The 22,817-nt window shown below is 65.2% G+C and carries 20 protein-coding genes; 16 read left to right on the top strand and 4 right to left on the bottom strand.

Features of this window, described 5'->3' with window-relative positions:
- Positions 1-5: 5 nt before the first annotated feature.
- From galE to MKI84_RS20120, 3 genes are all read right to left on the bottom strand, one after another.
- Positions 6-995 carry a UDP-glucose 4-epimerase GalE gene (gene galE / locus MKI84_RS20130; protein ID WP_241622056.1) on the bottom strand — a complete coding sequence of 330 codons (990 nt, stop codon included), beginning with the start codon at positions 993-995 and terminating at the stop codon, positions 6-8.
- A 316-nt stretch (positions 996-1,311) separates the two neighbouring features.
- The gene (locus MKI84_RS20125; protein WP_241622055.1) at positions 1,312-2,619 is read right to left on the bottom strand and encodes a polysaccharide biosynthesis/export family protein; all 1,308 of its coding nucleotides are present in this window, start codon (positions 2,617-2,619) and stop codon (positions 1,312-1,314) included.
- Positions 2,620-2,629: 10 nt separating this feature from the next.
- Positions 2,630-3,502, bottom strand: a complete 873-nt coding sequence (locus MKI84_RS20120; protein WP_241622054.1) for a glycosyltransferase family 2 protein — start codon at positions 3,500-3,502, stop codon at positions 2,630-2,632.
- 250 nt (positions 3,503-3,752) lie between these two features.
- On the opposite strand from MKI84_RS20120, the gene MKI84_RS20115 reads away from it, so the two are divergent.
- From MKI84_RS20115 to MKI84_RS20065, 11 genes are all read left to right on the top strand, one after another.
- On the top strand, positions 3,753-4,979 hold the full coding sequence (locus tag MKI84_RS20115; protein WP_425353871.1) for a glycosyltransferase: 1,227 nt from the start codon (positions 3,753-3,755) through the stop codon (positions 4,977-4,979).
- A gap of 56 nt (positions 4,980-5,035) precedes the next feature.
- Positions 5,036-6,091 carry a glycosyltransferase family 2 protein gene (locus MKI84_RS20110; RefSeq protein ID WP_241622053.1) on the top strand — a complete coding sequence of 352 codons (1,056 nt, stop codon included), beginning with the start codon at positions 5,036-5,038 and terminating at the stop codon, positions 6,089-6,091.
- Between the two features lie 244 nt (positions 6,092-6,335).
- Positions 6,336-7,361, top strand: coding sequence for a glycosyltransferase family 2 protein (locus tag MKI84_RS20105; RefSeq protein ID WP_241622052.1), 1,026 nt, complete (start codon positions 6,336-6,338; stop codon positions 7,359-7,361).
- Positions 7,362-7,490: 129 nt separating this feature from the next.
- Positions 7,491-8,558, top strand: coding sequence for an NAD-dependent epimerase/dehydratase family protein (locus MKI84_RS20100; protein WP_241622051.1), 1,068 nt, complete (start codon positions 7,491-7,493; stop codon positions 8,556-8,558).
- A 55-nt stretch (positions 8,559-8,613) separates the two neighbouring features.
- Complete coding sequence (gene rfbC / locus MKI84_RS20095; protein WP_241622050.1) at positions 8,614-9,207, top strand: dTDP-4-dehydrorhamnose 3,5-epimerase; 594 nt, start codon at positions 8,614-8,616, stop codon at positions 9,205-9,207.
- On the top strand, positions 9,204-10,550 hold the full coding sequence (locus MKI84_RS20090; protein WP_241622049.1) for an NAD(P)H-dependent oxidoreductase: 1,347 nt from the start codon (positions 9,204-9,206) through the stop codon (positions 10,548-10,550). Before rfbC ends, MKI84_RS20090 begins: the two co-directional genes overlap by 4 nt.
- Before the next feature lie 177 nt (positions 10,551-10,727).
- Positions 10,728-11,531, top strand: coding sequence for a sugar phosphate nucleotidyltransferase (locus MKI84_RS20085; protein WP_241622048.1), 804 nt, complete (start codon positions 10,728-10,730; stop codon positions 11,529-11,531).
- Positions 11,532-11,535: 4 nt separating this feature from the next.
- Positions 11,536-12,186 carry a PIG-L deacetylase family protein gene (locus MKI84_RS20080; RefSeq protein WP_241622047.1) on the top strand — a complete coding sequence of 217 codons (651 nt, stop codon included), beginning with the start codon at positions 11,536-11,538 and terminating at the stop codon, positions 12,184-12,186.
- Between the two features lie 11 nt (positions 12,187-12,197).
- Positions 12,198-13,550: a hypothetical protein gene (locus MKI84_RS20075; RefSeq protein ID WP_241622046.1), complete on the top strand. Its 1,353-nt coding sequence runs from the start codon at positions 12,198-12,200 to the stop codon at positions 13,548-13,550.
- Between the two features lie 56 nt (positions 13,551-13,606).
- Positions 13,607-15,439: an exopolysaccharide transport family protein gene (locus tag MKI84_RS20070; RefSeq protein ID WP_281063266.1), complete on the top strand. Its 1,833-nt coding sequence runs from the start codon at positions 13,607-13,609 to the stop codon at positions 15,437-15,439.
- Between the two features lie 257 nt (positions 15,440-15,696).
- Entirely contained in the window at positions 15,697-16,449 is a 753-nt protein-coding gene (locus MKI84_RS20065) for a sugar transferase (RefSeq protein ID WP_241622044.1), read from the top strand.
- Between the two features lie 69 nt (positions 16,450-16,518).
- Here the strand turns inward: MKI84_RS20065 and MKI84_RS20060 are convergent, their stop codons facing one another.
- Complete coding sequence (locus MKI84_RS20060; RefSeq protein ID WP_241622043.1) at positions 16,519-16,758, bottom strand: hypothetical protein; 240 nt, start codon at positions 16,756-16,758, stop codon at positions 16,519-16,521.
- 41 nt (positions 16,759-16,799) lie between these two features.
- On the opposite strand from MKI84_RS20060, the gene MKI84_RS20055 reads away from it, so the two are divergent.
- The 5 genes from MKI84_RS20055 (at position 16,800) to MKI84_RS20035 (ending at position 22,742) form a co-directional block, all read left to right on the top strand.
- Positions 16,800-18,275: a hypothetical protein gene (locus MKI84_RS20055; protein ID WP_241622042.1), complete on the top strand. Its 1,476-nt coding sequence runs from the start codon at positions 16,800-16,802 to the stop codon at positions 18,273-18,275.
- Between the two features lie 197 nt (positions 18,276-18,472).
- Positions 18,473-19,573 carry a glycosyltransferase family 4 protein gene (locus tag MKI84_RS20050; RefSeq protein ID WP_241622041.1) on the top strand — a complete coding sequence of 367 codons (1,101 nt, stop codon included), beginning with the start codon at positions 18,473-18,475 and terminating at the stop codon, positions 19,571-19,573.
- A 9-nt stretch (positions 19,574-19,582) separates the two neighbouring features.
- A complete protein-coding gene (locus tag MKI84_RS20045; RefSeq protein WP_241622040.1) occupies positions 19,583-20,821 on the top strand; it encodes a glycosyltransferase in 1,239 nt (412 codons plus the stop codon).
- The gene (locus tag MKI84_RS20040; protein ID WP_241622039.1) at positions 20,818-21,705 is read left to right on the top strand and encodes a glycoside hydrolase family 16 protein; all 888 of its coding nucleotides are present in this window, start codon (positions 20,818-20,820) and stop codon (positions 21,703-21,705) included. The genes MKI84_RS20045 and MKI84_RS20040 overlap by 4 nt, the downstream gene beginning before the upstream one ends.
- 62 nt (positions 21,706-21,767) lie before the next feature.
- A complete protein-coding gene (locus MKI84_RS20035) occupies positions 21,768-22,742 on the top strand; it encodes a hypothetical protein (protein ID WP_241622038.1) in 975 nt (324 codons plus the stop codon).
- Positions 22,743-22,817 lie beyond the last annotated feature (75 nt).

Below are 22,817 nucleotides of genomic sequence, written 5' to 3'. Positions count from 1 at the left end.
GAGGATCACATCCGGTTGCGCTCGCCAAGCTGGCGTTCCCAGGAGAGGGCGTGCGCGACGATGACGTCGAGATCGGCGAGCTTGGGCGACCAGCCGAGATCGCTCCTGATGCATTGCGCACCGGCGACGATGGCAGGCGGATCGCCGACGCGGCGCGGACAGATGCGGACCGGGAAGTCGATCCCCGACACCCGCTTCACCGTGTCCACCACTTCGCGAACCGAATAGCCCCAGCCATAGCCACAATTCAGCACGCGGCTCGCCCCGCCCGTCCGCAAATAGCGCAGTGCGTCCAGATGCGCGGCGACGAGATCGGTGACGTGAATGTAGTCGCGCAGGCAGGTGCCATCCGGTGTCGGATAATCGGTGCCGAAGATGTCGAGACCCGCGCGCTTGCCGAGCGCGGCCTCGGCCGCGACCTTGATGAGATGGGTAGCGGCGCGCGTCGACTGGCCGGCCCGACCGGCCGGATCGGCACCGGCGACGTTGAAGTAGCGCAGCGCGACATATTTCAGCGGGTGAGCCATCGCCGCGTCGAGCAGCATCCACTCGGTCATCAGCTTCGAGCGCCCATAAGGGGAGATCGGCGCCAGCGCCGCGTCCTCGTGGACCGGATCGCAGCCGACCATGCCGTAGACGGCTGCGGTCGAGGAAAAGATGATCTGCCGAACGCCGGCGGCGATCAGCGCCTCCAGGAACGCCCGCGATTTCGCGGTGTTGGCGTGATAATAGCCCAGCGGATCGATCACCGACTCCGGCACGACGATCCGCGCCGCAAAATGCACCACGGCCTCGATATCGTACCTCTCGACGATGCCGCGCACGAGCGCCGCATCGGCGACATCGCCACGCACCAGCGCGGCCTCCGGGTGCACGAGCCAGTCGAAGCCAGTGGACAGATCGTCCAGCACCACGACCTCGAAGTCGGCATCGAGAAGCGCCAGAACCATGTGACTGCCGATATATCCCGCCCCGCCCGTTACCAGCACTGCCATGGGACCTTGCTCCACCAGACGAGAGACATGGAAAGCGTCACGGGCGCCGGATATCCTCGGGCGGACTCGGCGGGCGTCCCGGCACGGGGGATATGTATCCAGCTGATACCCCCCCATAAACGACATGGATCATTCGATTATGTGCCGGCAAATTATCGTGAACTGAATAGATAATTTCTATCAGCTTGGTACATGCTTATGGATGAATATTTTTCCTATACATCATTTAATCGAACTTTTTCTAACGAACTACGTCTTCAATTAAGGACAACACCAGTCGGGCAGAACGAAAAGATCTGGCGTCGACCAGCGCCGATCAGTTCGCCACCGTGACCGACGCCGGATTGGGCCGGATGTCGGGACGTGCGGCCTCGGGTGGGACATCCTGCGGCTGGCCCGTGTCGAGCGCCGGCAGCGACGCGATGATCGTGTCGCCGGGAAGGACCGGATCGGTGTCCTTGATCACGAAGGCCTCGCCGCCATTCTGCCCGGCGCGCAGCATCATGAAGATCGGTTTTGGCCGGCTCCGGTTGCCACCGATGGACAGCGGGTCGATCTGCCGGAGCAGGCCTTCCGCAATTCGGCTGCGGTTCTCCAACTGGCGGAGTTCCTGCGCAGTGGCGCGGATTTCGAGGGCGATATCGCCCTGGCGCTTGTTCCGGAGCTCCAGCAGGCTGAGGTCGGCCTTGCTCATCTCCTGGCGCACGCGCAGCATGCTGCCCTCGAGCCGCAGCCGGTCGCCCTGAATTTCCGCCTTGGATCTCTCCAAAGCGTATTGGCGCGGAGCGACGGCCAGCCCCTTGGCGACGAGGGAGGCGATCCCCTCCAGTTCCTTGTTGAGGAGATCAGCCTGGGTCACCTCCGCCTCCATCTGCGCATCGAGAGAGGCGACCTCCTTAGTGAGATAGGACTGAAGATCGCGCAGCGCCTCGGTCTGCGTGCGATAGGCTTCCGCCCGCATCTGGAAGATCAGCGTCTCCTGACGGATGAGTGCGGCGATGGCCGGCACCGACCGGCGTTGCAGCAGCGCCGGGGGGAAGCGGATCGTCTCATCGCCCGCCGCCTCGGTTTCCAGCCGGGCCTGCCGTGCGATCAGGGCATCGATCCTCAGCGCGATCTCGCTCATTTCGCCCTGGGCGGTGACCATCTCACGCACCTGGTTCGGCGTACGGAAAATGCCTTCCGCGAGCGAAATGGCCTGAATGACGATCATGCCCGGCCGGAACGGGAACGCGCCGGGCTTCATGACATCGCCGACGACATAGATCGGGCGATACTGGGAAACCTCGACGCTGGTGTCCGGAGGGGCGATCAGGTCCATGCGCCGCTGCAATCGCTCCGCGATCTCGGTGGCAATCTGGGGCGGCGTACGGCCGAGCGCGACCACCTCGCCGACCAGAGGCAGGCTGACGCTGCCGCTGTCGGACACCGTGAACTCGTCGTTGAGCCCCTCCCACTGCACGATCTTGTCCTGCGAACTGCGCCATTCGAACACGCGGATCCGCAGCCGATCCTGCGGCCCCAGCAGATAGGGCTCCGCCGCGCGGGCCGCCGGTGCAATGGCCGGCACCGCCAGCGTTATCGCGGCGATCAGGAGAAGCGTGTGTCTCCAGGAGATCCGCATGGGCGCATCCTCACAGTTTCAGGATATATTCGGGATCGGCGCGCCGTGTGAGCACGTGGACGCACCCGATCAGATTGCCCATCAGGCGGCCCCGGCGGTCGATATACGGCTCCGGCTTCAGGCTTTTGGTGGTGTTTGCCGCAAGGTTCCGGCAGATCAGCCGCAAACCGTAGCCGGGCGTCATCGTCCCCTTGCCCATGAGATAGACCGGGTTGACGACCTGCGAGTAACCCAGCCGCACGCCGCTCACGCGGCCGCCCTTGACCCCGAGATGGACGCCCAGAAGATCCTCGACGCAGACGATGCGTCCGCGCGAGCGAAGCTGGCTGGTGAAATCGGTGTCCTCTTGCCATCCGTAAAGCGGCAGGCGCTCATCGAAGCGCAGCCCCCTGATCAGGCTGGCGCGGACCGACATATTGCAGCCATAGGCGCCCGCGCGATCCTCGACCCGCGGAACCGACGGGAACAGCCGACGGTGGGACGCCAGCCTGGCGAGCGCTTCGTCGAAGCTCAGGCCGGGCCCGCAGGCGCCATCGGCCAGCACGTTGCCGGTGACCACCGCGTAATCGGAATGCTGGGCGAAGGCCCGTTCCAGCGCCGCCAGATAGGTATCCGCCGGCACGAAATCGTCGTCGAGGAAGGCGACGATATCCGTACGGGCTTCACACAGCGACAGCCCGCGATTGCGCTGGGCGCACAGGCCAGGAGCGCCGTACACGCAGGACAGCGTGAAATCATATGCGCGGACAGTCCCGATATCGTCCGCCGTCGTGGCGGACACGATGACGTGGTCGGGCAGCCGGGTCTGGTGCTCCAGATGCGACAGCAGTCGCGCGACAACCGCCGGGCGGCCGCTCGTCGGGATAATGAGCGTAATATGCATGCTGTCCCCGTAACCGTCTCACATGCGGAAGCCGACAGGGAGTATATTCATGAACGCTGGCCGACCGATTACCGATTTCAGGCGAAATAAGGCGCGTCCGTATCCATGAATACATAAAATGAGGTAGTCTTTCTGGCCGAAATCGCAACATAGGAGAACCGCCCCCAAGTCGAATGGGTCGATTGGCGGGAAGATCGAACCGGCGGACACTACGCCCATAGGGCTGCGCAAGGCCCGGCGGGACCCTGCCATGTACACATTCGCCGATGAGACCAGCCGGACCGTGGAGCGCGCTTCCGAAAAGGTCGCGCAGATGGGCGGTGTCAGCGGCTCGGTCGCGCTGGTCCATGACTGGTGCCCTTCCTTCCGGGGCGGCGAGCGGGTGCTGGCGGAGCTGATGAAGTTTTCCGGTGCCCGGACCATCTTCACGCTGTTTCAGTTTCTCGAACAGGATGTGCTGGACGCCCATTTCGACGGGGCAACGTTCCACACCTCGATCGCCAATGACTGGCCGGGCATTCGCCGGATCTACCGCGGCCTTTTTCCCATCTGCCCCCTTCTCATCGAGCAGTTCGACGTCAGCCGGTTCGACGCCGTGATCAGTTCGTCCGCCGCCTTCGCCCGCGGCGTCATCACCCGACCGGACCAGCCGCATCTGTGCTACGTGCACAGCCCGATGCGCTATGCGTGGGACGAGCAGTTCTCCTACATCGACCAGATGCGCGCCGGCAGCCTCGGCCGGCTGCTCTTTCGCCTCGTCCTGCACCACATGCGGATGTGGGACGCGCGCACCGCGCATGGGCCGGATGTCATGGTCGCCAACTCGCATTATGTGCGGGCGCGCATCCGGCGCATTTACGGGCGCGATGCCGAGGTGGTGTTTCCGCCGGTAGAGGTGCCCCCCGAAGCGTTCAGCGCGGAGAAAGACGACTACTACGTCACCGCCTCCTTCCTCGCGCCTTACAAGCGGACGGACCTCGTCATCCGCGCCTTCAACGCCATGCCGGCGAAGCGGCTGCTGGTGGTTGGCGAGGGGCAGCAGGCGCGCGCGCTGCGCACCCTCGCCGGACCGAATGTCGCGTTCACCGGCTTTCTGCCGCGCGCCGATTATCTGCGCACCGTTGCCCGTGCGCGCGCGCTCGTCTTCGCCGGCTGCGAGGATTTCGGCATCGCGCTGGCGGAAGCGCAGGCACTCGGCACGCCGCTGATCGCCTTCGGGCGAGGTGGCGCGCGCGATATCGTCGTGCCGCCGGATAGCGGGCAGGAGCCGACGGGCCTGCTGTTCGGCCATCAGGACGAGGCCGCGCTGGTGGCCGCGGTCGAGGCATTCGAGGCGAGCCGTGCCGGCTTCCTTCCCGAGGCCTGCCGCGCCCGCGCCGAACTGTTCTCAACCAGCCGTTTTCACCACGGCATCCGCCGGGCGTTCGACATGGCGATGGACGTGCATCGACCGGCCAACCGCTGGCGCGCGCCCTGACACCGGCCGGGTCGAATGACCGCTGCCCGTACACGCCGTTCCACGGGGGTTTTCCGATGCCCGAGGGCCCGAAGCTGGCGGTGATCATCGCCTGCCACAATTATGCGAGGTTCGTCGAACGAGCCATTCGCAGCGTCCGGGATCAGGCCCATCCCGCTTGCGAACTCGTGGTGGTCGACGACGGGTCGACCGACGGCGCATGGGAGGTCATCTGCCGCACCGGCGTCAGCGCGTATCGGATCGAGAATGCCGGCCAACTCCATGCCTGCCGCTACGGGCTGGAGCGCACCAGCGCGCCCTTCGTGCTGTTCCTCGATGCCGACGACGAACTCAAGCCGCACGCTCTTGAAACGATCATCCGCCGGCTCGACCCCGATGTCGCGAAACTGCAGTTCTCGCTCACCCGGATCGACGCGGACGGCAACGAGCTGCCCTGCGGGCCGGCGCGGTTCGAGACGTTCCGGGACCGGGAGGGGCCGGCGCGCCAGATCCTTCGCAGTGGCGCCTACAAGACCCCGCCGACCTCCGGCAACGTGTTTCGCCGCGACCTGTGCGGCCTCCTGCGGGACATCGATTACGAGCCCTCGATCGACGGTATCATCCTGTTCGCGGCGCCGTTCTTCGGTGACATTGTGAGCCTGTCCGACGAACTGGGCTGCTACCGGATCCACGACGCCAACGATTCCGCGCTCCACCGGCCGCCGGAGGCGCGGCTGATCGAGCGGGACATTGCGCGCTTCCTGCGGCGCATGAGCCATCTGCGCCGCATCATCGAGAGCTGCGCCCCCGACAGGCGGCTGGTGGACCCGCGCCGGACCTTCTTCTTTCGCGAGCGCAGCTTTTACCTCGACATCGCCTCGGGACGATGGCCGCGGGCCGCCGGCCTGCCCGGCCTGCTGGTCACGCTGCTTGGCGAGCCGCTGCCTCTCAAGCACAAGGCCGGGCTGGCTCTGTTCTTCCTGCTCTCCTGGATGGCGCCCGGCGACCGGGCCATGGCCCTGCTGGCCTATCGCGGGCAAAGCGTGCACCGCCGCTCCGCCCTGGGCTTTGCCAAGGTGATCCTGGGCGGCAAGCCTCCGGCTGAAACCGCCGCCCCCGCGACGCGACGCTGACCTCGCCGGCAGAGGTATTTTGGGGGAGCCGGATTCGGTAGGCCGGGAAGATAATCGGGCCTGTCCCCTCCCTCGGAAGAGCGACGGCGCTACGCCGTATTATCGCCGTTCCCCAGCGGACACCGCCATTATCCTCAATTTGTAGCCGACGTCTTCAGCGAGCCCGGATTGGCGCCCACGCGGAGCGATCGGCGCATTCCCGGCGCGCTTGTTCCGCCGCCCGGTTCATGAAGGACGTCCGCACATGGCCTCCGCACCGCTCGTAGCCATCGCGACGCCCGTCTATAATGGCGGGAGGTTTCTCGACGAGACGATGGCCTGCGTGCAGGCGCAGACCTATCCCCGGCTGGTGCATTGCATTCTCGACAATGCCAGCAGCGACGAGACCCCGCAGATCCTCGCGAAATACCGCGACGGTCCCGTTCCGATCGTCGTTTACCGAAATGCGCAGACGCTGCCGCAGCTTGAAAACTGGAACGCGGCGCTGGCAAGGGTGCCGCCGCAGGCGCGCTATTTCCGTCTTCTTCCCGCCGACGACCTCATGGTGCCGAATTGCATCGAGAAAATGGTCGCGGTGGGCGAGCGCTATCCGCAGGCCAGCGTCATCGGCTGTTATGGCTGGAACAACGACGTACTGTTCGGCGGGGACCTGCCGACGGACCGGTCACTGTTCAATGGCCGCGCCATTGCCCGGCACAAGCTGCGCAAGGAAATCCACGGGCCGCCCTACCAGCATTGCCTCTACCGCAAGCCGGCGGGCGCGATGACGAAAACCTTCTACGACACCGAGTTCTACGGAACGCCGCTGCTGGATGTCGACCTCGATGCGGCGATCCGTGCGCTGTCGCGCGGCGCCTATGCCTGCGTGCACGAGCCGCTCGTGGTTTCGCGCATGCACGACGCCTCGATCACCGCGACCTACAAGGAAAAGAACTTTATCGATTTCTGGTCGATCTTGCAGATCATCGATCGATGGGGGCCGAAGGTGTTCGACCGGAAGTCCGAATACCTGGAATGCAGGGAACGTCACCTGCGTTATTATTATCGCTGGCTGCTCTATTGGCTGGCCACCGGCGCGCAGGAAACGCGGGCCATGCATCTGGACTGGCTGGGCCGTGCTTCCGCCCTGCCGACATCGCAGGCCTATCTCCACGCCGTTCTGGAGTGGCCCTTTCTGCGTGCCGCCTGGCAGGCGCGGAAGGCCGCCATCCGGTTCGGCCTGAAGTCCCCGGCCTTTCCGATCCGCGAGCCGACAAGACTGACCGCCTGAGCCTCCCGTGCCGTCCCTTGTTCCTGCGTCATGCGTCGCGCGGGAGTCCTCGATCCCGTCCCGGCGACGGCGGCGCGGCTGTCATTGCCGGTACGGGTCGAGCCTTCCCCAACAGATTGGATCAGTCTCATGAAAGTGCTTGTCACCGGAGATACCGGATATATCGGCTCGGTCATGGTTCCGATGCTGGTGGAACAGGGCTTCGACGTCGTCGGCGTCGATGCGGATCTCTTCGAGGCCTGCCTGTTTCAGCCGGCACCACGGGCGGCCCGCCACATCCGGGCCCATGTCGGCGACCTGACGCCGCGCGATCTGGAAGGCTTCGACGCCGTGTTCCATCTCGCGGCGCTGTCCAACGACCCGCTCGGCGACCTCAATCCCAACCTGACCTATGAGCTCAACCATGCCGCCACCGTGCGGCTGGCGAGTGCCGCCAAGCAGGCCGGCGTGGAGCGCTTCCTTTTCTCCTCCTCCTGCAGCCTCTACGGCGCCTCCGGCGACGGAGCGGTGACGGAAGAGGCGCCTTTTGCGCCGATCACGCCCTATGCCCGCTCGAAGGCGATGGTGGAATGGTCGCTGGCGGCGATGGCGGACAGGAATTTCAGCCCGGTCTTCCTGCGCAACGCCACCGCCTACGGGCTGTCGCCACGCCTGCGCTTCGATCTGGTGCTCAACAATCTCACGGCCTGGGCGGTCGCCAAAAGCCGGGTACTGATCAAGAGCGACGGCACACCGTGGCGCCCGATCGTTCATATCGAGGACATCACCCGCGCCTTCATCGCCGCAGCGCGCGCCCCCCGTGAGCGCGTGCACAACGAGGCGTTCAACATCGGGCGGGACGAGGAAAACTACCAGATCCGCGGCCTGGCCGACATGGTCGAGCAGATCGTGCCGAACTGCGTGATCGAGTACGCCCCCGGCGGCGAACCGGACAAGCGCTCCTATAGCGTGAGCTTCGAAAAGGTTCGTCGGCAGCTCCCCGAATTCCAGCCGCAATGGACCGCGCGGCGCGGCGTCGAGCAGCTCTACGCGGCCTATCGGGAGGTCGGCGTCACCGTCGAGGATTTCGAGGGGCCGCGCTTCCGGCGCATCGACACGCTCAAGCGGCTGATCGCCGAGGGCCGGCTCGATGCCTCGCTGCGCTGGACCGGGCACGCGCCGACCCTGCAACCGGTCGGAAAGACCGCCGCCGGCTGATCGGCCGCCACCGGTCTGCCGCAGCGCCACGCACCATCCACGAATGGAGGCCGACATGATCTTCAACGAAACCAGCCTCGCCGGAGCGTTCATCATCGAACTGGACCGCCGCGAGGATGAACGCGGCTTCTTCGCTCGCACCTTCTGCCAGAAGGAGTTCGCCGCGCACGGACTGAAGCCGGCCATCGCGCAGGCCAATCTGGCGTTCAACCGGCAGCGCGGCACGCTGCGCGGCATGCATTTCCAGTACCCCCCCGCCGCCGAGACCAAGCTCGTTCGCTGTACGCGCGGGGCGATCCTCGACATCATCGTCGATCTGCGGCCGGAAAGCCCAACCTATCTCCAGCACATCGCCGTCGAGCTGACCGCGGACACGCACACGGCGCTTTATGTGCCCGAGCGTTTCGCTCACGGCTATCAGGTGCTCGAGGACCGCACCGAGACCAGCTATCAGGTGGGCGAGTTCTATGCTCCGGCGGCTGAAGGCGGGCTGCGGCACGACGATCCGCGCCTGGGGCTCAACTGGCCGCTGCCGGTGACGCAGATGTCGCCGAAAGACGAGGCGTGGCCGCTGCTCGACGAGATCGAGCCGGCGCTGCGTGCGCGGATGCGTTTCGGCGCCGATGTCGCGCAGGAGGCCGTGCTGTGATCCTCGTCGACACGGCGTTGAAAGCCCGCGCGGCCGCCGGACGGCCGATCCGGGTCGGCATGCTGGGCGCCGGCTTCATGGGCCAGGGCCTCACCAACCAGATCGTCAACAGCGTGCCGGGCATGCAGATGTCCGCCATCTACAACCGGACGCCGGAACGGGCCGTGCGGGTGTATCACTATGCCGGCCTCGGGGACGTGGTCCGCGCCGACACCGTCGCCACGCTCGACGCGGCGATCCGGGCAGGGCGCCCGGTGGTGGCCGACGACCCCTCGTTGATCTGCCGCTCGCAGATGATCGACGTGATCGTCGACGTCACCGGGTCGGTGGAATTCGGCGCCAACGTGTTCCTGGAGGCCTTCCTCTACGGCAAGCACGTGGTGATGATGAATGCCGAGGTCGACGCCACGCTCGGGCCCATCCTGCAGGTCTACGCGCGCCGACAGGGCGTCCTTCTCTCGGCCTGCGACGGCGATGAGCCGGGCCTGCAGATGAACCTGTATCGGTGGGTGAAGGGTCTGGGGCTGACGCCGCGCGTCATCGGCAACGTCAAGGGGCTTCAGGATCCCTATCGCAACCCGACGACCCAGCGGGCGTGGGCGGAGCGGTGGGAACAGAATGCCGCGATGGTGACCTCCTTCGCCGACGGCTCCAAGATCAGCTTCGAGCAGACCATCGTGGCCAACGCCACCGGCTTCAAGGTGCGCAGGCGGGGCATGAGCCGCGGGACGGCATATGCGGGCTCGATCATGGACATCCACCAGCTCTACGACCTCGAGGAGCTGCGCGCGCTGGGCGGCATCGTGGACTACACGGTAGGGCCAGCCGGCGTTAAGGCCTTCATCCTCGCCGAGCACAGCGACCCGAAGCAGCGGCACTACCTCAATCTCTACAAGCTGGGGGAAGGACCGCTCTACCCGTTCTGGGTGCCCTATCACCTCGTGCATTTCGAGACGCCCAGCGCGATCGCGCGGGTCGTCCTGTTCGGCGACACTCTCGCCCCGCCGCTCGGGGGGCCCGTCGTCGAGGTGTGCGCGGTCGCGAAGCGCGACCTTCAGGCCGGTGAGATCCTCGACGATTACGGCATGTACATGACCTATGGCGAGGCCGCCAATGTCGATGAGATGAGCCGCGGCCGCTACCTGCCCGAAGGGCTGGTGCAGGGCTGCCGGCTCGTGCGTCCGGTGCTCCGGGACGCCGTGATCACCTATGACGACGTCGAGTTGCCCGCCGGACGCCTCGCCGACCGGCTGCGTGCCGAACAGTACGAACATTTTCGCGGCGAGACCTGGCTGAGCGAGCGTCTCTCTGCCCACCCGACCGCGACCCTTGCGCCGGCCTGAGCCCCTTACCGCCGGCCTCCCGTCGGAATGACAAGGCCGGTTGATGTCTGTGTCCGCGCAGAGAAAACCTACCGTACTCTCACTCGAAAGAGGTATTTGCTTCTATATAATTGATAGTATGGATTTTTATACTATTCGTTTAAATTTACTTAAATGTTCATTAGATGGATTATCGCCATGAAAGTAATCCTCTTCTGCGGCGGTCTGGGGACGCGCATCCGGGAATACTCGGAATCTGTTCCGAAGCCGATGATACCCGTCGGCGGTCAGCCGATCCTCTGGCATGTAATGGACTATTACAGCCGGTTCGGGCATCGCGATTTCGTGCTGTGCCTTGGATACAAGGCCAATGTGGTCAAGGAATTCTTCCTGAATCACCGCCCCGAGATCTACAGCGACCTCGTGGTCTGCAATGGCGGCGCAACCGTCGACATTCTCGGCGAAAAGCCGGTGGACTGGCGGATGTCGCTCGTCGACACCGGCGTGTGGCGCAACATCGGCTCGCGGCTATGGGCGGTGCGCCATCTCGTTCAGGACGAGGAAATGTTCCTCGCCAACTATTCGGACGGCCTGTCCGATGCGCCGCTCGACGAGATGATCGAGACCTTCAAGCGCAGCGGCAAGGTGGCGTGCTTCCTCGCGGTGCATCCCATGCTCACCTTCCATCTGGCGCAGATCGACGACACCGGGCGGGTTCGCGAGATGCAGGCCTCCGACGCTGCCGACATGTGGATCAATGGCGGATACTTCATCTTCCGCAAGGAAATCTTCGACTACATGCGCGACGGCGAGGAACTGGTGGTCGAACCCTTCGCCAGGCTGATCAAGGCCGACCAGCTTCTTGCCTACAAATATGAAGGCTTCTGGCGCGCCATGGATACGCTCAAGGACCGCCAGAGCCTCGAAGACATGATCGAGAAAGGGCAGATGCCCTGGCGCCGATGCGGGGCGGCCCCGCAGGCCATCGCATCGCGGGCGTGACGCCATGCGCGACCTCGCACTCCTGCGTCCAGGCGAGACACTCAAGGTGCTGTGCCTTGGCGCCCATTCCGACGACATCGAGATTGGCGCGGGCGGAGCCCTGCTCAGCTGGATTGCCGCCGGAGCCGCACTTGAGGTGCTGTGGTGCGTGGCGAGCGCGGCCGGGGCGCGCGAGGACGAGGCGCGGGCGAGTGCGGCGGACCTGCTGGAGGGCGCCGCCGCGGTCGATATCCGCATCGGCGGCTTCCGCGACGGTTTCCTCCCCGCCGACCGGGCGGCTGTAAAGGAATGGGTGGAGTCGCTCAAGGAGCGCTTCGATCCCGATGTGGTGCTCACCCATCATCGAGACGATGCCCATCAGGACCATCGGCTGCTTGCCGAGTTCGCCTGGAACACCTTTCGGGATCATCTCATCCTGGAGGTCGAAATCCCGAAATGGGACGGCGATCTCGGCCGGCCGAACGTCTACGTCGCTCTTTCGGACGACATCCTCGCGCGCAAGATCGAAATCCTTCAGCGCCATTTCGGCACACAGCGCACGAAGGCGTGGTTCGACGCCGAGACGTTCCGGGGCCTCGCGCGGCTGCGCGGCGTCGAATGCCGCGCGCACTACGCCGAGGGTTTTATGGCTCGCAAGCTGCTGTTGAAAATTTAAGGAGGGCGTCAATGGCTCAGGCCGATGAAGACTCCCTGCCGGGCATGGGCCTGGCGCAGACAGGCGGCGGATCGCCGCCGGACCGCGCGCCGGCGCACCCGTCCCCCATACGCTCCTGTGCGGGGGATTGGGTGGCGGTGCGCAGCCGGGACGAGATCCTCGCCACGCTCGACCGAAACGGTCGGCTGGACGGCATGCCCTTCATGCCGGAAATGTTCAGCTATTGCGGCCAGCGCATCCGCGTCGCCCGGCGCGGCCACAAGAGCTGCGATACCCTCCACCCCGTGAGCAGCCGCAGCCTCGTGGACGGCGTGCTGCTGGAGGGGGTGCGCTGCAGCGGCGCGGCACATGGCGGCTGTCAGGCCGCGTGCAGCGTGTTCTGGAAGGAGGCGTGGCTCAGGCGGATCGACGCCAGCGGCGCCGAATTGGCGCCAGCAGGGGCTCCCGCGACCGGCGTCGGACAGGGTTGCACGGAAAGCCAGGTGATCGATGCCGCACGCAATGGCGTGTCGGCCTCCGGCAAACCGCGCTGGCAGTGTCAGGCCACGGATTTTCCGGCCTTCACCAAGTTGATCGGCCCCTGGAACATCAGCCAGTTCGCCGAAGATCTCGCCTCGCGCAATGTCGGGCTCGGCACCATGCTGAAAAGCGCGGCCTATTTCGCCTATGAGGCGCTTGCACGTCCGCGCTCGCGCTTCGGCGCGCCGGGCCTGTGGCTGTACGACCGGTTCCAGTCATTCTGGGGCGGCGTGCCCTATCCGCGCCGCTGGGGTCGATTGGAGAACGCCGCCGAGGCGCCGATCTACCCGCTGGGCCTGCAGCCGGGCGAACTCGTGCGGGTGAAGCCGCTGGACGAGATCCTGATGACCATCGATGCGCGAAACCACCATCGCGGGCTCTATTTCGATGGTGAGATGGTGCCCTATTGCGGCGGCGTCTACCGCGTGCGTGCGCGGGTCGAGCGGTTCCTCGACGAGAAGACCGGCGTCATGCGGACGATGAAGACACCCGCCGTCATCCTCGAAAACGTGTGGTGCCGGGGGCTGATCAGCGGCAAGCGCGTCTTCTGTCCGCGCGCCATCTATTGCTGGTGGCGCGAAGCCTGGCTGGAGCGGGCGCCGGATGCCTCCGCGCCGACGGTGGAGACCGCCCTGGGCGCAAAGTCCTACCTGAAGGAGGTGCGGAAAGAGCTGGGGGAGCGGTGGGAGGCAATCTGGCCGGCCCGTGGACGACTCGATATCCCCCTAATGCGGGAGGCCGGCGCCGCCTGGGTTAGCTCGTTGTGCTTATACAGCCTACCTATTTTAGAGGACTTACTGTCGAATGCGACGCATATTACATTATTTCTTGTAATTATATTATAAATTCGAGCGCGCGGCCCCGTATCGATGTCATCGATACGGTTTCATCAGGTTCCGCCATGAGCTTCAAGAGGCGCGATGCACGCCAAATTGTATCGAATACGGTCGGCGAACACGTCGATTTCTCAAGCACGGACTTCCGGGCCGATACGATCACGGTCTCGGAAATGTCTGTCTTTGTTCTTCGGCATGTGCTGATCGTTCTCACCGCACTTGCGATCGGCGGAGGCTGTGCGCTGGTCTATGTGAATCTGGCGACACCGCTCTACACCGCCCGCGCCCAGTTGCTGATCGATCCAAAATCGTCCCAGCCCACGCGGGAGGAGATGCAGTCAAACGCGATCGATGCGGCGCAGATCGAAAGCCAGCTGGTGGTGCTGCGCTCCGAGCGGGTCGCCAAGGCGGTCATCGAGCAACTCGACCTTCTGAACAACCCTGCCTTCATGACGCGGAACGCGAGCGATTCCGAGGAGGCCGTGTCTTTGCGGCAGGCCCTGGGCGCCTTCGCCGACCGGCTCGACGTGCGGCGCGCGGGCCTCTCCTATGTCATCGATCTGAGCTTCTCCTCGCCCGACCCGGAACTCGCCGCGGAAATCGCCAACGCGACCGCCGACGTCTACATCCGCGATCAGCTGGAATCGCGCACGCGGGCGGCACGCGCCGGCTCCGACTGGCTGGAAAGCCGGGTGGGGAAACTGCGCCAGCAGATGAACGCGGCGGCACTGGCGCAGCAGGAGTTCCGCGCCGGCCGCAGCAGCGCCGCCGCCCGCAACCTCGCCGCACCGGCCGGGACGGCTCCCGGCGCGCCCCCGCCCGGCCAGAGCGCGGCCACCGACCGCAATACGCTGGAGGAACTCGAGAGCACCGCGCTCGCCTACAAGAAGATCTATGAGAGCGCCGTACAGGGCTATGCCGAGGCGCTGCAGCGCCAGTCCAACCCGCTGGTCGAGACGCGCCTGCTCACTCCGGCGACCACGCCGCTCGGCAAGAGCTATCCGCGATCCAAGATGATCCTCAGCTTCGGCCTGCTTCTCGGCGGGGTCGTCGGGGTCGGTGCCGCGGTGCTGCGGGAAAATCTCGACACCAGCGTCCGCTCGGTCCGGCACGCCAACCAGAAGCTCGGCCGCATCTGTCTCGGCGCCCTGCCCCGGTTCCACCGCACGCGGCATACCGGATGGTCGGCGCGTCGCTCCTTCTATCGCGGCCTGGGAACCATCCTCGCCGGCATGAAGCGCCGCTTCGGGCGGCCCGACCTGGAATGTTTCATCACGCATGACCAGCTCGGCGGCGATCCGTTCCTCAACGCCCTCGCCAATGTGCGCACGACGCTCATCGCTCTTGAACGGGTTCGTTCGCATCAGACGCGGACCATCGGCATCACCTCCGCGCTCACCGGCGAAGGCAAGACCACCATTGCCGGCAACCTCGCCTGCCTGCTGGGTGCGTCCGGCACGCGGGTACTCGTCATCGATGCGGATTTCCAGCGCTGCACCCTGACACGCGCCGCGGCCGCCTCCGAACAGCAGCCCGGCCTGATGCAGATACTGCTGGAGTACCGGCCCGTCGCCGAATGCGCCATTCCGGTCCCGCACACCCATATCGAACTGGTGCCGACCCGGAAGTTCAGCTCCGCCATTTCCGAGGCGCTTCTGGGCTCGGTCGCCATGATGCGCTGTCTGGATGAGGCGCTGCGGAACCACGACATCGTGGTGGTGGACCTTCCCGCGCTGGAGCAGAGTTCGGCGGCGATCGCCATGGGCCCACTTCTGGATGGCCTGCTCGTCGTGGTCGAATGGGGGCAGACGCCCACCCAGTTGATCACCGAAGCCGTCGACCGGCTCGAGACCACCGGCAGCCGCGTGCTGGGCACTGTTCTCAACAAGGCGGTCTGACGCCACCGGAACTTATCCCAAACCATCGGCGAGCGCTCCGGCCCCGCTGGCGCGACCAGTCGATGCTGCCGTGTCACCCCCAGCGATGGGGGACGTGAGACAGTTCTCGCACGGCCTTCGACCGGCAGGCGGGTGGACGGCAAACACGCGTTCCAGTTTTCGGTATCGAAGTGGTAGGCCGGGCACCTGTATCTTACCCCTTAGTGCTAAGGGGACATGCAGCTTTATATTAACGATTACGTCTTCTACGCGCTGGTTTGGCGAGCGGCTCCGTCCGAAAATCAAGAGGAAAGCAGACGGGGGTCGTTTACGTGCTGGACGATCATTCATTTCTTGGAATCCCGACGGGCCCGTTCTCTGGATCGAGGCCGAGCGACCCGCTGCTGGCCGAGCGGGCGCCGGGCGGGGCGGCCAAGCGCATTCTCGATGTGTGCATCGCCGCGACGGCGGGGGTTCTGCTGTCGCCGGTCATTATGATGACCGCGGTTCTCATCAAGGCCTCGACGGACGGCCCGGTGGTCTTCGCGCATCGGCGGGTCGGCTTCGGCGGCCGGGAGTTTTATTGCTACAAGTTTCGCACGATGGTCTGTGACGCCGAGCGCGTCCTTCAGGAGCATTTGCGTGCAGATCCCGCGGCGGCGGAGGAGTGGCAGCTCACCCGCAAGCTGGAAAACGACCCGCGTGTGACCTTCATCGGCCGCATTCTGCGCAATTCGAGCCTCGACGAGCTTCCGCAACTGCTGAACGTGCTGCGCGGCGAGATGAGCTGTGTGGGCCCGCGCCCGATCGTGCGCGACGAGATCGCGCTCTATGGACAGATGGCCGAGCATTACATGAGCGTTCGTCCGGGGATGACCGGGGCGTGGCAGGTGAGCGGCCGCAGCCGCCTCTCCTACGCCGAGCGCGTCGCCATCGATGCCGATTATGTGCGGAACTGGTCGTTCTGGACCGATGTGGCCATCATCCTGCGAACCATCCCGGCCCTTCTGCGCACGCAGGAGACGTCATGACGCGCGCGCATCCGCAACGGGCGCTCGCTTTCGGCACCGGGGCCAAGCGCTCCCGTGGCGGCGCCCCGACTATTTTTTCCGGTAGAGCCAGTGCGACGCGATGAGCACGCCGAGAAGGTACCCGAGCTGGAGAAGTACGATAGCCGCCAGCGCGTGCAGCACGAGCGTCGCGAACGGCTCATCCGCCGCACGGCCGGCAGCGATCGCCAGGATCGCGACGAGCAGCGTCACGGCGAGCAGGCCCGGCACCCGCAGCAACAGGCCGGTGACCACGCCCAGCAGCGGGGGTATCGCCCACCACGCGCTCAAACGGCCGCTCCCTGCCGGCTGTGAACCGGCCGCGACCTGAGATGATACCGTCCCCGACAGGACTTCTGGTCTGCGCGGCTCTGCTGCTTCTCGGCCAAACTCTCGGCTCCGCGGTGATCGTCGCGCTCATGGCGTCCCTGGCGTTCGGCTCCACCGCCTTCGCGGTTCTGCCGAGCTTGGGAGGGTCGTCACCCCTCATCTATACACTGTTCGCCCTGATTCTCATCGGGCGCCTCGCACTGCAGCGCGACGGACTGGAGGAGGTGCGTGCCGAACTCGCGCGCCATCCGAGCTGCGTCGTCGTTCTTCTGCTCATCGTTTATGTGTGCGGCAGCGCAATTATCCTGCCACGGCTGTTCCAGGGCGATGTCGGCATGTTCGACATGCGCGAGTCCGGCGGGCTCGAAGTGCCATTGGCGCCGACCTCCGGCAACATCACCCAGTCGAGCTATTTCGCGCTGGGGGGGCTGACCTGCCTCACTCTGTGCATCGGCCTACGCCGGCCCGGCGCCCTGCGGGCCATGGAGATGGGCTTTCTCGCATGGGTGGCGATGAATGTGGGGCTGGGGCTGGTCGATCTGCTTGGCAAGCTCGCCGGCATCGGCGATGTGCTGCTGCCGATCCGTACGGCGAGCTATGCCCTGCTGACCGATGACATCGCCGTCGGCTTCTTCCGCATCGCCGGCGGCCATTCCGAAGCGTCGGCCTTCGCCGCCAGCATCTTCGCCGGGCTGGTGTTCAGCATGACCTATTGGCGGGTCACGCAGAACCCGCGGGCGTTCGCCCTCATGCTGCTCGCGCTGGGACTGCTGCTGATGTCCACGTCGAGCACCGGCTATGCGTGCCTGGGGGCCTATGCGGCATGGCTTACGATCTCAGCCTGCCTGTTCCCGTTTCGCGGCCACATCCGCCGCTCCGATCTGATCCTGGCCGGGCTTGCCCTCCTCGTCGCCACGGTGTGCCTCGGGGTTTACCTGGTGGATTCCAGCGCTTTTGCGAATGTGCAGCGGCTGTTCGAGGATGCGGTTCTCAACAAGTCGCAATCGTCCTCGGCGCGCGAGCGCGGCTACGCCAATTACCGCAGCCTTGAGGCGCTCATCCAGACCGGCGGCATCGGCATCGGCATGGGAAGCTCGCGGGCGTCGAACTGGCTGATCGCGGCGCTCAGCCAGATCGGCGTGATCGGAACCCTGCCGCTGCTGGCGCTTGCCGCGCTGTTCCTGCGCCCGCCGCCGACCGACACGCGCCGCGACGCCGGCCCTCTGGCCCTGCACGAGGCCGCCCGCGCCACCGGCCTGTGGATCCTGGTGCCCGCCATCATCTCCGGTGGCAATGCGGATCCCGGGATCCTGTTCTTCATCTGCCTCGCCACCGTGCTGTCGTGTCGCGACGCCTTGGCGGCCGTCCCGGTCCTTGCGCCGCGCCCGCGCACTGGTGCCCTGCAAAGGCGCCCGGCGGCGCAACGGGGCCGAACCCGGCATGCTCCGCCTCAAGCCGAGCAACGCCGCGGGATCTAAATGATGATGCCGATGACAAATTAGTTCATCCGCAAACAATGGTGACATCCGCACTTCGGTCAAATGTCATCGTTCGGATGAGGTATGTCTTCGCGGTCCTATACCGCCAATGTGAACTGGCACGCTGTCGGGTGATACACGACACTGAAAGGCGCGGTCGTTGATCGCGGTAGTGGTGGAAGAGGCGTTTATTTAGCATGATCAGGCGCTGGACGATCAACGGACGCTTCCTGACCCAACCTCTCAACGGCGTTCAACGCTATGCCCACGAAATTGTCTCGGCACTGGACCGCCTGATCGCCGACCGGCACCCTCTCGCACGCGGGCTGGAACTGGAGCTGGTGGCGCCCACCCACGCCGAGGACTGCGCCCTCAACCAGATCGCGCTTCGTCGGGTGGGTGAGTCCAGCGGGCAGGTGTGGGAGCAGATGACGCTGCCGGGACAGGTGGGCGACGGGCTGCTCTGCCTGTGCAACACCGGCCCGCTTCGGGTCCGCAAGCAGATCCTGTGCATCCACGATGCCAACGTCTGGGCGTTTCCGCAGAGCTATTCGCTCCAGTACCGCCTGTTTCACCGCCTCCTGGTACCGCTGCTGGCGCGCAGCGTGGCGCGGGTGGCGACGGTGTCCTCGTACTCCGCGAGCGAACTGTCCCGGAAGAGCATTTGCGCTGCGGATAAGATCACCGTCATTCCCTGCGGCCATGAGCACGCACTGGCATGGGTGCCGAAGCACTCGGAGGAGACGCGCCAGGCGGCGAGTTCCAACACCGTCATCGTCCTCGGCAGTCCGGCGCCGCACAAGAACATCGGCATGCTGCTGGATCTGGCTCCGCAGCTGGCGGCGATCGGCTTTCGCCTCGCACTCGTCGGCGAGTTGGACAGCAGGGTCTTTCAATCCCCGCCCGACGCGGTGGCTAAACCGAACGTCGCGGTTCTCGGCCGCCTTTCGGACAGCGAACTGGCGGCGCTGCTCATCAATTCCCTCTGCCTCGCCTTTCCCTCCTTCGTCGAGGGGTTCGGCCTGCCGCCGCTGGAGGCGATGGTACTGGGATGCCCGGTTGTCGTGTCAGACCGCGCGAGCCTGCCGGAAATCTGCGGCGCCGCCGCGCTCTATGCCCCGCCCGACCAGCCGGAGGCCTGGATCGATGCCTTCAAGCAACTGCGCGCCGAACCGGCCCTGCGCTTCAATCTGGTGGCGATGGGGCGCGAGCGCGCCAAGGAATTCTCCTGGTCCTCGTCTGCGGAGGCCTATCTCACCGAGATGGCCATTGCCGACGGCGTGATCGAACGACCGTGATCGACGCGCATGGACACATCCTCGCCCATCGATATTTTTGTCGCCCGCGACGAGCCTGCGGACCGCCATGACGCGCAGGCCGTGATGGATCATGGCGCATCGTCTCTCGCCAGTCGGCCGGAGGCGGGCGACGCGACTACCACTTGCACTGAGCCGAAGGTGTTCGTGCATCTGGCCTGGGGGCAGGATGCGCGCGAGTGGGAACGGCGCTGGCACGCGGGGCGCCTCATCGGCGTGAACGATCCGTCGCCCTATGGCTATGCGCGGGCGCGGGAGATGGGGTGCCGCGTCACCTTCTCGCGCGCCGCCAGGGAAGGGCGCCTGCGAAAACTGGTCCGCCTGGGGCTGCGGGCGGTGCTGGGTTTCGATTACCTCCACGCCGCCTTCAATGCCGACAACATGCTCGCCTCGGACATCGTGTGGACCCACACGGAATCGCAGTATCTCGCCGTCGCGCTCCTGCTCGCGCGGCGCGGGCGCCGGCCATCCGGACGGCCGAAGCTGATCGGCCAGAGCGTGTGGATGTTCGACCGATGGGACACGCTCTCGGTGATCCGCCGCGCGCTCCTGCGACGCCTCATCCGGGAGGTGGATCTGCTGACCACCCTGTCGATGGAAAACCTCGCCGTGCTTCGCCGGGCGTTTCCGCAGAAGCGCTCCGAAATGGTGCTGTTCGGCATACCGAGCGAAGTGTCGACCGCGCCGCGCCTTCGCACCGGCGCACCGGCGCGGGTGATCAGCGTCGGCAATGATCGCCACCGGGATTGGCGCACCCTCGCCGCCGCCATGAGCGGCCAACCGGACATCGAACTGACCATCGTCTCGCAGACGGCGCCGGCATCGCTGGCGCGCGGCGCACCCAACATCCGCATCGTCGCGCTCGCCGATAATGACGCGTTGCAGCGCCTGATGGCCGACGCGACGCTCATGGTCGTGCCGCTCCAGCCGAACCGGCACGCAAGCGGCATCACCGTGATGCAGGAGGCCGCGTTGCGGGGGCTTCCCATGGTGGTGACCGATACGGGCGGGCTGAAGGATTATTTCGACGCCGACGCCGCCTGCTACACGCCGCCCGGCGACGCGGCGGCATTGCTGGCGAATGTGCGCGCCCTGATCGCCGCGCCCGATCGCGCCCTCGCGCTGGCGCAGCGCGCGCAGGCCCGCATGCGGCGCGGCGACCTCGGCTGCCACGCCTATATCGCCCGCCATGTCGAACTGACGCGGTCCTTGTTGGGGGACATACCATGACGCCCACGCCCGGCCCCCTGACTTCCGCAGCCCTCACCGTCCTCGCGACGGCAATGGCGCTTACCGCGACACGGGAAGCGGCGGCGGCGCCCGAGATGACCGATGCCGCCCTCTCCTTCTGCCGTATGGAACTCGCCTTTGCCGATGAATTCGATGATCTGAGCATCGCGCCGCGCGAACTCGGCTCGGCCCGCTGGATCGCGCACACGCCCTGGGGCGGCGACTTCGGCGATGCGGTGTTTTCCGATCCCGGCCCCGGTTCACCCTTCACGGTTCGCGACGGCATTCTCGCGATCACCGCCAGCAAGGATGCCGACGGCACCTGGCGCTCCGGTCTGCTTGCCTCGGCCGACAGCACCGGCCGCGGCTTCGGGCTGCGATACGGCTATTTCGAGGCGCGGAGCAAGCTGCCAACCGGCCCCGGCACCTGGCCGGCGTTCTGGCTGAACGCGATCCCGGACGACACGGCGGCCGATGCGACCATGGAGGTCGACATCCTCGAATATTACGGCCATGCGCGCGCTTCCTATCAGGCCGCCTATCATCTCTGGTCGGCGGACCCGAGCCGCGAGGGTGGAGGACTGACCACCTTCGCGGTGCCCAATGGCTCGCTGGAAGCCGACTTCCACACGTACGGAGCCAAGGTCACCCCCGACCACATCACCTTCTATCTCGATCGCCAGCCCATGTGGCAGGTGCCGACGCCCGCCAGCCATCGCAACCGACTGATGCTGCTTGTCAATCTGGCGCTTGGTTCGGGATTTTCCATCAGCGACACACCCAATCCGACGACGATGCTGGTCGACTACATCCGTGCCTACAGCTTCAGGGAGCCGGCGCCGGACTGTACCGACGAGCAAGCGGCCGCAGACGATCCGCCATGACGGGCGCGAGGGTTGAAGTGAAGCGCCTTGGCGGGCGGACAGTTTTCGGGAGCGATGAGGCCATGAACTACCAGGGAGACGAGGTGATGGCAGTACGGACGACGGATGTTGCTCCGGCCCTGCGACCCCCGGGCCCTCCGGTGACTGGCAACGCCTTTCCGGGCGCCGGGGTGGGCGCCTTCTGGGCGCGCGGCGCGCTGAGCCCGCTCGATCAGGCGTGCCTGCTGTCTTTCCTGCGCCGCGGCATCAAGCTCACCCTGTTCTCCTACGCGCCGCTGGAGAACGTGCCGAAGGGCATCGAGGTCGCCGACGCGGCCGCGATCGTCCCGGAATCCCTGGGCCAGCGCATCATCTATAATGGCCGCCCCGACATCTGCCATTTTTCCGATTTCTTCCGTTACGAAATGATCCGGCAGAGAAACCTCACATGGGTCGATACCGATGTGCTGATGATCGCGGACGGGGATTTTTCCGGCCACAAGAATTTGCTGATCTCGGAAGAGCCTCACGGGCTAAATAATGCGATCATCTATATTTCCGATCACGCCTTCCTCGATCATCTCCGTGAAGAAATATACGATCTCTTCGACAAGGAACTACGTTGGGGTGAGACCGGGCCAAATCTCATCAAAAAGGTCAACAACCATTTAAAGAAACCTATCGAGACGACTAATCACTCTTATTTTTATCCCATCGGCTATCACGATATATGGAAGATACTTCTTCCAGAATATTTCGATTTTTGTTCAAGCCGATGCACGAATGCATCGACGCTTCACATTTTCAATAACATACTGACGAAAATAGGTTACTGGAAGCAAATGCTTCCGCCCGATGGATCTTATCTTCATCATGTCCTGAAAGAAAATAATTCGCTGTCGCTCTTCAAGGAAACCTATCCTGAAGACGTCATGAGGGCGATTGTATTCAACTTCATCTATCGTCAGAACGGCAAGGCGCTTGGGATAAAGTCCATCATACGCGAGTTCGTGCCCAGCATGATACGGACCTACCGGACCTATTATAAATCCCGCTGACACTTTCCCGCGGGCCGGACCGAGGCCGCGGCTCCTGATGCCCCGGCCAGCGCGCAGGCTCACGATGCGTCATCG

This window comes from Ancylobacter gelatini (genome assembly GCF_022601675.1).
GTDB classification, from domain to species: domain Bacteria; phylum Pseudomonadota; class Alphaproteobacteria; order Rhizobiales; family Xanthobacteraceae; genus Ancylobacter; species Ancylobacter gelatini.
This window is presented reverse-complemented; position numbering and strand designations above follow the sequence as displayed.